The following is a 12,718-nucleotide window of genomic DNA, read 5'->3' on the forward strand; positions in this document are numbered from 1 at the left end:
CACCTTTTTATCGGCATCGTTTAGAAGTAGTTGCCCGACATGCTCAAACGCCTTGCTTACCTGGCGCTGTGTGCCTGCGCCCCTGTTCATGCCGCGCCTGCGCTGGATGAAGGCCGTCTCCAGCAACTGGCCAACACCCCTTACTGGATTGCCCTGGGCCATTACGAAACCGCCAAGCTTGGCGGCTGGCGCAGCTACGTCGACGACCGCAAGTTCTTCCTCGCCGAAGACGGTGCGCACCACCCGGACCAGGAGCTGCGCGCCACGGTGCAAGCGCTTTATGCCCCGGCCAGCCTGGGCGACAAGCATGTCCAGTGCATCTTCCCCGCACGCACCCGCTGGTTGAGCGAGCAACTCGGCCTGCAAGGCCTGCCGCAGCCGGACTGCCAGGAATTCAAGACCTGGTACAAATCGATCGACCCGCACAGCGCGGCGCTGATCTTCCCGGCCGCCTACTTGAACAGCCCATCATCGATGTTCGGCCACACCTTGCTGCGCATCGACCAGTCCAACACCCGCAGCGACGACACCACGCTGCTGAGCTATGCGATCAACTTCGGCGCCTATATCGAAGGCAGCGACAACAGCATCCTGTATGCCTGGAAAGGCCTGATGGGCGGCTACCCCGGCCTGTTCGCGATGATGCCCTACCAGGAAAAACTGTCCGAATACCGCAGCCTAGAAAACCGCGACCTGTGGGAGTACCAGCTGGACCTCACCCCCGAAGAAACCGGGCGCATGGTCGAGCACGTGTGGGAGCTCAAGCAGGTCCAGTTCGATTACTTCTTCTTTGATGAAAACTGCTCCTACCGCCTATTGGAGCTGCTGCAGGTGGCCCGTCCGAGCCTGGACCTGACCTCGCATTTCCCACTGACCGCGATCCCCACCGACACGGTCAAGGCCGTCAAGCAGTCGGGGATGGTCGCCAGCGAAACCTATCGCCCTTCGCGCGAACGGGAACTGCTGGCCCGCGCCGAACCGCTGGACACCGAGGAGAAGCGCCAGGTGCTGGCCGTGAGTGCCGACACCGCACAGCTGCAAGGCCCTGGCTTCACGGCCCTGCCCCGCGACCGCCAGGCTCTGGTGCAGGATGCTGCGTACCGCCTGGAGCGCTACCGCGCCAACGGTCAGGAGCGCGACCCCGACCAGGCCAGGCGCAGTTTCGAGCTGCTGCGGGCAATCAACCTCAACCCGCCGCCGCCGCTGCAGATCGAGCGCCCCGGGCTGCCCGAAGACGGGCACGACTCGCGTACCTGGCAGCTCGGCGTCGGCACCCGCGAAGACCGCGCCTACGCCGAGTACGGCCTGCGCATGGCTTATCACGACCTCAACGACAACGCCTACGGCTTCCCGCTCGGCGCGCAGATCGAGATCCTGCAGCTGAAAGTGCGCCAGTACGAAGGCAACGACTGGCAGGTGCAACGCCTGGACCTGGCCACGATTCGCTCGCTGACACCCCGCAACGACCTGCTCAAGCCGTGGTCGTGGCAGGTTGCCGGTGGCCTGGAACGGGTGCCGGGCAAGCATGACGACGAGGTGCTGGTCAGCCACGTCAACGGCGGTGCGGGCGGCACCTGGCAACTGGCCGACGGGTTGCTGGGCTTCGCCCTGGGCACGGTGCGGGTGGAGCACCACAACGATTTCGCCCAGTTCATCGCCCCGGCGGCGGGCTTCAATAGCGGGCTGCTGTGGCGCAACGGGCTGGGCAACATGACGCTGGAGGCCAAAGGTGATTACTTTACCAATGGTGAAGTGCGGCGCAGCGTGAGCCTGAACCAGCAGTGGGAGATCAGCCAGAACCTGGGGTTGAGGCTGAGCGCTTCGCGGGAATTCAGTCACCTGGCCACGGCGCAGAACGAGGTGATGCTGGAGCTGAAGTGGTACCACTACTGAATGACGCCTGGACGGGCCCTTTCGCGGGGCAAGCCCGCTCCCACATGGACGGCGCTGATCCTTGTGGGAGCGGGCTTGCCCCGCGAAAGGGCCGGCACAAACTGGGAACCAAGCGACTCTTTGACACCGTTTTGACAGCGCCTCGACAACTGGCCACCTAGACTTCTCTGCATTACTCAGAGGGTCTTGTGGCCATGTCGCGGTATTGGTTTGGCGTGTGCTTTGCTTTGTTGCTGTCCGGTTGCGAAACCACCCACGAGCAGATGGTCAATCGTGGTTACCCCCCCGCCTTTGCCGACGGCTTCGAGGACGGCTGCAGCAGCGGCCGCCAAGCCGCCGGGCTGATGGTCGGCGACTTTCGCAAAAACGTGCCGCGCTACCTGCACGATCGCCAGTACGAAAGCGGCTGGGACGACGGTTTCCGCCAGTGCCACGCGATGCAGAACAGTGAAGAACAACGCCAGTACCACGAGCATTTCTGGGACGAGCGCGACCGCGAGTGGCAGCAGGAGAAGGACCGCGGCACCGCGCGTGCCTTCCACCCCGACTGAGTCGCAAACGGACATCCATTGAAACCCGCGACCTGCCACCATGGTCTCCAGCACAAGGAGGCCCCCACATGAGCCGAGCATTCGTCAACGAGGACCAGGCCGCCGCCCAAGCCGACCAACCGGTTGAGCGGCGCATCAGCGACCAGCCCAACTACGTCACTGCCAATGGCCTGCGCCAGCTGCAGCAACGTGTGAATGAACTCAGTGCCCTGCGTAGCGAACTTCAGGCCGAGGGCGAGCGAGGCGACAAGCAGCGCCTGGCTGACGCCGAACGTGATTTACGGTATTTCAGCGCCAGGGTACAGAGCGCGCAGGTGGTGCCTGCCGCGACCTCGAACAGCAAGGTACAAATTGGCAGCCGAGTGTCATTTGCCGATGAGCAAGGTCAGGAGCAACACGTGCAACTGGTTGGCGAGGATGAAGCCGATGCCAGCCGTGGGTTGATCAATTGGGCTTCGCCACTGGGGCGGGCGCTGTTGGGCGCCAGCCCCGGCGACGAGGTGTTGTGGCGACGACCTGCGGGGGATCAGTCGATCGAAGTCGTCGCCATCCAGGGTGATGCTTAGACCACGCCCTGGGCCAGCATGGCGTCGGCGACTTTGACGAAGCCGGCGATGTTGGCGCCCTTCACGTAGTTGATCTTGCCATCGGCCTCTTCACCGTAGTGCACGCAGGCATGGTGAATCGACTGCATGATGTGGTGCAGCTTGCTGTCCACTTCACCGGCAGTCCACAGCAGGCGCATGGCGTTCTGCGACATTTCCAGGCCCGACACAGCTACGCCGCCGGCATTGGAAGCCTTGCCCGGCGCGTAGAGGATGCCGGCCTCGATGAAGATATCCACAGCTTCCAGTGTGGTTGGCATGTTGGCGCCTTCGGCCACGCAGATACAGCCGTTGCGCAACAGGGTACGGGCGTCTTCAGTGTCCAGCTCGTTCTGCGTGGCACACGGCAGGGCGATGTCGCACGGCAGGGTCCATGGGGTCTGGCCCTTGCGGAATTCCAGGCCGAACTGGGCAGCCAGTTCGCTGATGCGGCCACGTTTGACGTTCTTCAGCTCCATCACCGCGTCCCACTGGGCGTCGGTCAGGCCGGCTTCGGCGTACAGGGTACCCTCGGAATCGGACAGCGAGATGACCTTGCCACCCAGGTCCATGACCTTGCGCGCGGCGTACTGGGCGACGTTGCCGGAGCCGGAGATGGCCACGCGGCGGCCGTCGATGCGCAGGTCCTGGCGCTTGAGCATTTCTTCGGCGAAGTACACGCAGCCGTAGCCGGTGGCTTCAGGGCGGATCAGGCTGCCGCCGTAGGTCATGCCCTTGCCGGTCAGTACCGAGGTGAACTGGTTGGCCAGGCGCTTGTACTGGCCGAACATGAAGCCGATCTCGCGGGCACCGACGCCAATGTCACCGGCCGGCACGTCGCAGTCGGCGCCGATGTGGCGGTACAGCTCGCTCATGAACGCCTGGCAGAAGCGCATGACTTCGGCATCGCTCTTGCCCTTCGGGTCGAAGTCCGAACCGCCTTTGCCGCCGCCCATGGGCAGCGAGGTGAGGGAGTTCTTGAAGGTCTGCTCGAAGGCCAGGAACTTGAGCACGCTCAGGGTCACCGACGGGTGGAAACGCAGGCCGCCCTTGTAAGGGCCGATGGCGCTGTTCATCTGGATACGGTAGCCGCGGTTGACCTGGACCTTGCCCTGATCATCGACCCACGACACGCGAAACAGCACGGCGCGCTCAGGCTCGACCATGCGCTCGAGGATGCCCGATTGCAGGTAGTGAGGGTTGGCTTCGAGAAACGGCCAGAGCGTGCGCAACACTTCTTCCACCGCCTGGTGGAATTCGGGCTGGCCCGGGTCGCGTTGCTTCATGCGCGCGAGGAAATTGTCGACAGATTCGATCATGGTAGACGTCTCACCAAGAGGGATTGGACTTATTGGTTTTTTTGATTTAGCTGGAATGTACCAAGAAGCAATCGCACTGGAATAGGGCGAAATGTCGTTTTTATGAAATTATTTGGTGCGTTTTATATAAATGTATACAAAACATTCTCGGCGGCGCTCCATTCGCGGGCAAGCCCGCTCCCACAGAAATCATGTAAAACCGGAGGCTTGCGCCGAACCTGTGGGCGCGGGCTTGCCCGCGAACGAAGCCAACACTGCCCTCTAGCCAGGCACAAAAATGGGGCCGCTAAGGGCCCCATTCTTGTGCAGCAGAAACTGGCTTACTGGGCCAGCTTCTTGTGCCGTACACGGTGCGGCTGGGCAGCAGCATCGCCCAGGCGCTTTTTGCGGTCGGCTTCGTACTCGGTGTAGTTGCCCTCGAAGAACATCACGTTCGAGTCATCTTCATACGCCAGGATGTGGGTGGCCACACGGTCCAGGAACCAACGGTCGTGGGAAATCACGATCGCGGCGCCGGGGAAGTCCAGCAGGGCCTCTTCCAGCGAACGCAGGGTTTCGACGTCGAGGTCGTTGGACGGTTCGTCGAGCAGCAGGACGTTACCGCCCTCCTTCAGGGTCAGGGCCAGGTGCAGGCGGCCACGCTCACCACCGGACAGGTCCTTGACGAACTTCTGCTGATCGCCACCCTTGAAGTTGAAACGGCCAACGTAGGTACGCGACGGGATTTCGTAGTTGCCGATCTTGATCATGTCGGACCCGTCGGAAACCTGCTGGAACACGGTCTTGCCGCCGTCCAGGTCTTCGCGGCTCTGGTCGACGCAGGCCAGTTGCACGGTTTCACCGATCTCGATGCTGCCCGAGTCCGGTTGCTCCTTGCCCATCAGCATGCGGAACAGGGTCGACTTACCGGCACCGTTACCGCCGATCACGCCGACGATGGCGCCTTTAGGCATGGCGAACGACAGGTTGTCGATCAGCACGCGGTCGCCGTAGCCTTTGGAGACGTTCTTGAACTCGATGACCTTGTCGCCCAGGCGCGGGCCGGCCGGGATGTAGATCTCGTTGGTCTCGCTGCGCTTCTGGAATTCCTGCGACTGCATTTCTTCGAAACGCTGCAGACGCGCCTTGGATTTGGACTGGCGGGCCTTGGCGCCTTTGCGCACCCACTCCAGTTCCTCTTTCATGGCCTTCTCGTGGGCGCTCTGCTGCTTGGATTCCTGCGCCAGACGGTCCGACTTGGCTTCCAGCCAGCCCGAGTAGTTGCCTTCGTACGGGATGCCGGCGCCGCGGTCCAGTTCGAGGATCCAACCGGCGACGTTGTCGAGGAAGTAACGGTCGTGGGTAATCGCTACCACGGTGCCCGGGAAGTCGTGCAGGAAGCGCTCCAGCCAGGCCACCGAGTCGGCGTCCAGGTGGTTGGTAGGTTCGTCGAGCAGCAGCATGTCGGGGGCCGACAGCAGCAGGCGGCACAGGGCCACACGGCGCTTTTCACCACCGGACAGGTGTTCGATTTTTGCGTCCCAGGCCGGCAGGCGCAGGGCGTCGGCGGCGACGTCCAGTTGACGCTCGAGGTTGTGGCCGTCGGCGGCTTGCAGGATCGATTCGAGCTTGGCCTGTTCGGCGGCCAGCTTGTCGAAGTCGGCGTCTGGCTCGGCGTAAGCGGCATAGACCTCGTCCAGGCGGGCCTGGGCGTCCTTGATCACGCTGACTGCTTCCTCGACCACTTCACGCACGGTCTTGGTCGGGTCCAGTTGCGGTTCCTGAGGCAGATAACCGACGTTGATGTCGGGCATCGGACGGGCTTCGCCGTCGAATTCCTTGTCGACGCCCGCCATGATCCGCAGCAGGGTCGATTTACCCGCGCCGTTCAGGCCAAGCACGCCAATCTTGGCGCCTGGGAAGAACGACAGGGAAATGTTTTTGAGAATTTCCCGCTTCGGCGGCACGACCTTGCTCAGCCGATGCATGGTGTAGACGTATTGAGCCAAAACCAAGCCCTCTAGATAGGTAAAGACATCGTTGTACGCCCCGGCCAGGTGGCCAGGCGGATGTGTTTACGGGGTGTTGAACAAAGTCGACCATTCTACGCCAACGCGCGGCGTTGCATAGGAGTGGCGGATGGGGGATGAGGCGTTGTGACCCAGGGCTTAGTATTGCCTTTACTGGCCTCTACGCGGGCAAGCCCGCTCCCACAGGTACTACACAGGGCTCAAGCCTTATGCAAAACCTGTGGGAGCGGGCTTGCCCACGAAGAGGCCAGAACAGTCACGAAAAAATACTCAGACGTGACGCTGTTTACCAGCCTTGCCCCGCGGCAACCGGCAACGGTCGCCCTGCTCGGCCAGGCGCGCGGCCCAGGCGGCTTTCACGCTGAGGCCGCCACTGCGGGCTGGCTGCTCGGCAACCTTGGCCGGCTTGGCCGCAGGCTTGCTCACGGCCTTGCTGGCCGGCTGCACCGCCGCCACAACCTCAGCCGGTGCCACCGCCGCCTTGGCGACCTTGCGCAATTCAGCCAGCGACGGCGTCTTGTTCTTGGAGGCAGCGGCCTCGGGTTTGACCAGCGAACGCTGGCAGGACTTGCAGGATACGTCCTCGGTCACGGCAGTGCTGACAAGGGTCTGACTGCTGCGCCCGCAGGCGGAATCGAGGCCATTGGAGGAAAAGTGAGTAACCAAAACCGAACATCTCCGATGCGTTGTCATTGAAGCGGCCGGCATTCTCGCACAGCCAGCAGGGTCTTGCCGAACGCCCCGCTTTCACCGCGACCGTCGGCACCGCCAAGCAAGGCTGGCACTTTGCCATAATCACAGGCATGCTAGCCCGTTTCGGGTATCCGGCCTTATAGTGCGCCACCGCGGTCCGGTCCCCCGAGACACCGGCATACACCGTGCATGATCAATCCCTGCCATCCAGCCCCATAGCAGGATCATCGCTTGACCAATCTCAATCATATGTCTGCGCTGCGCCCCGCCACACCAGCCCCCGCTGCTTCGGTGCGCGGCTCGGTCAAGGGTGCGCTGGCCTTGCTGGCCCTGATGCTGCTGGGTTTGCTGCTATGGCAATTGTTCGCGCAGTTCCGCCATACCCAGGCCGACCAGCGCCAGCAGCAGTTGGATGCCAGCGCCGAACTGGCCGACCACCTGGGCCTGAACATGGCACTCAAGGCTCAGCAGGCACTGAATATCGTGCAGCCCTACGTCAAAGCGCCGACGCCCGCCGCCCTGCCAGGCCTGCTTGGCACCTTGCGCGAACGCCTGCCCGGCTTGCAAGAACTGGCTTGGCTGGACCACAGTGGGCAGCTGTTGAGCGACAGCCTGGTCGGCAGCCCCGACCGCCAGCTGATTGACGAGCTGTTCCAGCTGAACCAGGGGCGCAGCTACTTCTTCGGCAATTCGGCGGACAACCGCACCGTCTACCTGCTGCTGCGCCAGACCGCCGAGCAGGACCGGGGCTACTGGCTGCTACGCCTGTCCAACGATTACTACCGCACGCTGACCGTGCATCTGGACGGTCCCGGCCACCCCCTGTGGCTGCTGGAAAACAGCCGCAGCGGCGACGTACTGGAACGCCACGCGCCCGCGCAAACCAGTGACGAGGCTCTGCAAAGCGTGATGCTGGCGTTCATCGACAACAGCGCCTGGCAACTGCGCGGCCTGTTCGATGCCGGCCTGGCCCAACAAAAGCTGCTGCCAGCGCTGCTCGGCAAGGTCCTGCTGGCATTGTTCTGCGCCCTGTTGCCGGTGCTGGCGTTGATCAACATGCGTCGTCGTCAACGCGCCCTGCAGGAAGACCGCCGGCGTTATCAGGAAATCTTCGAAGGCACCGGCGTGGCCCTGTGCGTGCTCGACCTCTCCAGCCTGCCTGGCCAGCTCGACCGCTACCACCTGCGCAACCTCGCCGCACTCAAGCAGAGCCTGGCGCTCGACCCCAACCTGCGCCGCTCGCTGCTGCTGGAACTGAAGATCACCGAGATCAACCAGGTGGCGCGCCAGCTGCTCAACGTCGACTGCCACGAAGGCGCCTGGCAGCGCCTGATCGACGGCAGCGGCGATGGCCGCGACAGCGTCGGCATGCAACTGATCGACGCGCTGATCGAACAGCGCCCACTGCTCGAACTCGAAGTACGCCTGCCCGCACCGCTGGGTGGCGAGCTGCACCTGTGGCTGATGGCGCGCCTGCCCGAGCAGCGCCGCGACTACCAGGCGGTGATCCTTAGCATCAGTGACATCACCAGCCGCAAACAGGTTGAGCTGTCTTTGCTGGAGCGCGAGAGCTTCTGGTCGGACGTGGTCCGCACCGTACCGGACCAGCTCTACGTGCAGGACGTGCTCAGCCAGCGGATGATCTTCAGCAACCGCCACCTCGGCCAGACCCTCGGTTACGATCGCAGCGAGCTTGCGCAGATGGGCGATCGCTTCTGGGAGCTGCTGTTGCACCCCGAAGACGCCGCGCACTACCAGGCCTTGCGCCAGCAGCAGCGCGGCAACGGCCACGACCAGCCGCTGCATTGCCAACTGCGCTTCCGCCATCGTGACGGCGGTTGGCGCTGTTACGACATCCGCGAACAAGTGCTGACCCGCGACGGCGATGGCCTGGTCACGCGCATCATCGGCGTGGGCAAGGACGTCACGGTGCAGATCGAGGCCAGCCAGTCGCTGCGCGACAGCGAGCAGCGCTACCGCATGCTCGCCGAAAGCATCAGCGATGTGATCTTCTCCACCGACAGCCGCCTGCAGCTCAACTACGTCAGCCCCTCGGTGCAGGCGGTGCTGGGCTACCAGGCCGACTGGATCTTCGACAACGGCTGGCAGTCGATCATCGCCAACCCGTCGCAGCTCACCGGCATTTATAGCCTGATGGAGCGGGTCAGCAAGGCCATGGGCGACCGCGAGCAACTGGCGCAACTGCGCAGCCAGTTGCCTACCCAGCTGTTCCTGTTCGACTGCCTGCGCGCCGATGGCCGCAAGATCCCCATCGAGCTGCGCCTGGTGCTGGTGTGGGACGAACACGAGCGCTTCGAAGGCGTGCTGGGCGTTGGCCGCGACATCAGCCAGCAGCGCCGCGCGGAAAAAGACCTGCGCATGGCCGCCACGGTGTTCGAGCACTCCACCTCGGCGATCCTCATCACCGACCCGGCCGGCTACATCGTGCAAGCCAACGAAGCCTTCAGCCGGGTCAGCGGCTACGCGGTCAGCGACGTGCTCGACCAGTTGCCGAGCATGCTCACGGTCGACGATCAGCAGGAAGGCCACCTGCGCTACGTGCTCAAGCAACTGCACCAGCGCGGCACCTGGGAAGGCGAAGTGTGGCTCAAGCGCCGCGACGGCGAACGCTACCCGGCCTGGGTCGGCATCACCGCGGTGCTCGATGACGAGGGCGACCTGGCCAGCTACGTGTGCTTCTTCACCGACATCAGCGAGCGCAAGGCCAGCGAACAACGCATCCACCGCCTGGCCTACTACGACGCGCTGACCCACCTGCCCAACCGCACGCTGTTCCAGGACCGCCTGCACACCGCGCTGCAGCAGGCCGAACGGCAGAAGTCGTGGGTGGTGCTGATGTTCCTCGACCTCGACCGTTTCAAGCCGATCAACGACTCCCTCGGCCACGCCGCGGGCGACCGCATGCTCAAGGACATGGCCCTGCGCCTGCTGGCCTGCGTCGACGACGATGACACCGTGGCACGCATGGGTGGCGACGAATTCACCCTGCTGCTGCAATCGCGCGCCACCCGCGAAATGGCCCTCAACCGCGCTATCCACGTGGCCGAGAACATCCTCGGCAGCCTGGTGCGGCCGTTCGTGCTGGAGGGCCGCGAGTTCTTCGTCACCGCCAGTATCGGCATCGCCCTCAGCCCGCAGGACGGCAGCGAGCTGAGCCAGCTGATGAAGAACGCCGACACCGCCATGTACCACGCCAAGGAGCGCGGCAAGAACAACTTCCAGTTCTACCAGGCCGAGATGAACGCCAGCGCCCTGGAGCGCCTGGAGCTGGAAAGCGACCTGCGCCACGCGCTGGAGCAAAACGAATTCATCCTCTATTACCAGCCCCAGTTCAGTGGCGACGGCAAGCGCCTGACCGGTGCCGAGGCGCTGCTGCGCTGGCGCCACCCGACCCGTGGCCTGGTGCCGCCGGGCGACTTCATCCCGGTGATCGAAGAGCTGGGTCTGGTGGTGGATGTCGGCGACTGGGTGCTGCGCGAGGCCAGCCGCCAGCTCAAGGCCTGGCACAAGGCCAAGGTGCGCGTGCCAAAAGTGTCGGTGAACATTTCGGCGCGACAGTTCTCCGACGGCCAACTGGGCAATCGCATCGCCAGCATCCTTGAAGAAAGCGGCCTGCCGCCGGCCTGCCTGGAGCTGGAGCTGACCGAAAGTATCCTGATGCGCGATGTGAACGAAGCGATGCAGATACTCGACGGCCTCAAGGTGCTGGGCCTGAGCATCGCGGTCGACGACTTTGGCACCGGCTACTCGTCGCTCAACTACCTCAAGCAGTTCCCCATCGACGTGCTGAAGATCGACCGCACCTTCGTCGACGGCCTGCCCGAAGGCGAGCAGGACGCGCAGATCGCTCGCGCGATCATCGCCATGGCCCACAGCCTGAACCTGGCCGTGATCGCTGAGGGCGTCGAGACCCACGAGCAGCTGGAGTTCCTGCGCGAGCACGGTTGCGACGAGGTGCAGGGCTACCTGTTCGGGCGGCCGATGCCGGCCAACCAGTTCGAGGCGCAGTTCGCCAACGAGACGTTGTTCATGTTCCAGGAACCCTGAAAAAGCGGACCTTCGAGTCAACTCCCGCGCCCAGCCAGCCCAGGCGGGGCGCGGGATGCAACATGAAGCCCATTGGTCCGCGACTTGATGCCACTTCATATGCCAGGCGCGAATCAATCGGTTAGAATGCACCCCCAATTCAGCCCGATCCTTGAGGACCGTTATGTTCAGCCGTGATTTGACCATTGCCAAGTACGACGCCGAGCTCTTCGAAGCCATGCAACAAGAAGCTCTGCGCCAGGAAGAGCATATCGAGCTGATCGCTTCGGAAAACTACACCAGCCCAGCGGTCATGGAAGCTCAGGGTTCGGTCCTGACCAACAAGTACGCCGAAGGCTACCCAGGCAAGCGCTACTACGGTGGTTGCGAGTACGTCGACGTGGTCGAGCAACTGGCCATCGACCGCGCCAAGGAGCTGTTCGGCGCCGACTACGCCAACGTCCAGCCGCACGCCGGTTCCCAGGCCAACGCTGCCGTTTACCTGGCCCTGCTGTCGGCCGGTGACACCATCCTGGGCATGAGCCTGGCCCACGGCGGTCACCTGACCCACGGTGCTTCGGTCAGCTCCTCGGGCAAGCTGTACAACGCCATCCAGTACGGCATCGACGCCAACGGCCTGATCGACTACGACGAAGTCGAGCGCCTGGCTGTTGAACACAAGCCAAAGATGATCGTTGCCGGCTTCTCGGCCTACTCGCAGGTCCTGGACTTCCCACGCTTCCGCGCCATCGCCGACAAGGTCGGTGCCTACCTGTTCGTCGACATGGCCCACGTGGCCGGCCTGGTTGCCGCTGGCGTGTACCCGAACCCGGTGCCGTTCGCCGACGTGGTCACCACCACCACCCACAAAACCCTGCGCGGCCCACGTGGCGGCCTGATCCTGGCCCGTGCCAACGCCGACATCGAGAAAAAGCTCAACTCGGCCGTGTTCCCAGGCGCCCAAGGCGGCCCACTGGAGCACGTCATCGCCGCCAAGGCCATCTGCTTCAAAGAAGCTTTGCAGCCTGAGTTCAAGGCTTACCAGCAACAAGTGGTGAAAAACGCCCAGGCCATGGCCAGCGTGTTCATCGAGCGTGGTTTCGACGTCGTTTCCGGCGGCACCCAGAACCACCTGTTCCTGCTGTCGCTGATCAAGCAGGAAATCTCCGGCAAAGATGCTGACGCTGCCCTGGGCAAAGCCTTCATCACCGTCAACAAGAACTCGGTGCCGAACGACCCACGTTCCCCGTTCGTGACCTCGGGCCTGCGTTTCGGCACCCCAGCCGTCACCACCCGTGGTTTCAAAGAAGCCGAGTGCAAAGAGCTGGCTGGCTGGATCTGCGACATCCTCGCCGACCTTAACAACGACGCCGTCATCGACGCCGTGCGTGAAAAGGTCAAGGCCATCTGCAAGAAGCTGCCGGTTTACGGCAACTGATTGGCGATTGCCTGATGTGAAAGAGCCCGGCCTTTGTGCCGGGCTTTTTCGTTTATGGCAGCAGGCAACGCAGTGGATGGCACCGGCTGGCACAATGTGATCCCTGTGGGAACAGGCTTGCCCCGCGAACACCGGCGCAGCCGGTGCCATCCACCGCTAGCCCTGCCCCCACCCAAACCAATCT

At 63.4% G+C, this 12,718-nt stretch carries 8 protein-coding genes; 5 read left to right on the forward strand and 3 right to left on the reverse strand.

Annotated elements, in window-relative coordinates; all coding sequences use genetic code 11:
- The first annotated feature begins 39 nt into the window (after positions 1-39).
- From ACZ6YA_RS21740 to ACZ6YA_RS21750, 3 genes are all read left to right on the forward strand, one after another.
- Positions 40-1,893, forward strand: coding sequence for an Lnb N-terminal periplasmic domain-containing protein (locus ACZ6YA_RS21740; protein ID WP_465899323.1), 1,854 nt, complete (start codon positions 40-42; stop codon positions 1,891-1,893).
- 194 nt (positions 1,894-2,087) lie between these two features.
- Positions 2,088-2,444, forward strand: coding sequence for a hypothetical protein (locus ACZ6YA_RS21745; RefSeq protein WP_465899324.1), 357 nt, complete (start codon positions 2,088-2,090; stop codon positions 2,442-2,444).
- A 68-nt stretch (positions 2,445-2,512) separates the two neighbouring features.
- The gene (locus ACZ6YA_RS21750) at positions 2,513-3,010 is read left to right on the forward strand and encodes a GreA/GreB family elongation factor (protein ID WP_465899325.1); all 498 of its coding nucleotides are present in this window, start codon (positions 2,513-2,515) and stop codon (positions 3,008-3,010) included.
- Here ACZ6YA_RS21750 and gdhA read toward each other — a convergent pair.
- From gdhA to ACZ6YA_RS21765, 3 genes are all read right to left on the reverse strand, one after another.
- The gene (gene gdhA, locus ACZ6YA_RS21755) at positions 3,007-4,347 is read right to left on the reverse strand and encodes an NADP-specific glutamate dehydrogenase (protein WP_465899326.1); all 1,341 of its coding nucleotides are present in this window, start codon (positions 4,345-4,347) and stop codon (positions 3,007-3,009) included. The two genes, ACZ6YA_RS21750 and gdhA, sit on opposite strands and share 4 nt — an antisense overlap.
- A gap of 320 nt (positions 4,348-4,667) precedes the next feature.
- Positions 4,668-6,335, reverse strand: coding sequence for an energy-dependent translational throttle protein EttA (ettA, locus tag ACZ6YA_RS21760; RefSeq protein ID WP_346614845.1), 1,668 nt, complete (start codon positions 6,333-6,335; stop codon positions 4,668-4,670).
- A 291-nt stretch (positions 6,336-6,626) separates the two neighbouring features.
- Positions 6,627-7,022, reverse strand: a complete 396-nt coding sequence (locus ACZ6YA_RS21765; protein WP_465899328.1) for a hypothetical protein — start codon at positions 7,020-7,022, stop codon at positions 6,627-6,629.
- Positions 7,023-7,280: 258 nt separating this feature from the next.
- Here ACZ6YA_RS21765 and ACZ6YA_RS21770 point away from each other — a divergent pair, with 258 nt between their 5' ends.
- On the forward strand, positions 7,281-11,117 hold the full coding sequence (locus ACZ6YA_RS21770) for a sensor domain-containing protein (RefSeq protein ID WP_465899330.1): 3,837 nt from the start codon (positions 7,281-7,283) through the stop codon (positions 11,115-11,117).
- A 163-nt stretch (positions 11,118-11,280) separates the two neighbouring features.
- Positions 11,281-12,534: a serine hydroxymethyltransferase gene (gene glyA, locus ACZ6YA_RS21775; protein ID WP_012316314.1), complete on the forward strand. Its 1,254-nt coding sequence runs from the start codon at positions 11,281-11,283 to the stop codon at positions 12,532-12,534.
- The last annotated feature ends 184 nt before the right edge of the window (positions 12,535-12,718 follow it).

This window comes from Pseudomonas sp. NPDC090752, from assembly GCF_055584805.1.

What these genes read in the sequence shown, in the direction of transcription:
- glyA (WP_012316314.1), top strand. Translation starts at nt 11,281, where the DNA reads ATGTTCAGCCGTGATTTGACCATTGCCAAGTACGACGCCGAGCTCTTC.
- ACZ6YA_RS21750 (WP_465899325.1), top strand. Translation starts at nt 2,513, where the DNA reads ATGAGCCGAGCATTCGTCAACGAGGACCAGGCCGCCGCCCAAGCCGAC.
- ACZ6YA_RS21740 (WP_465899323.1), top strand. Translation starts at nt 40, where the DNA reads ATGCTCAAACGCCTTGCTTACCTGGCGCTGTGTGCCTGCGCCCCTGTT.
- ACZ6YA_RS21745 (WP_465899324.1), top strand. Translation starts at nt 2,088, where the DNA reads ATGTCGCGGTATTGGTTTGGCGTGTGCTTTGCTTTGTTGCTGTCCGGT.
- gdhA (WP_465899326.1), bottom strand. Translation starts at nt 4,347, where the DNA reads ATGATCGAATCTGTCGACAATTTCCTCGCGCGCATGAAGCAACGCGAC.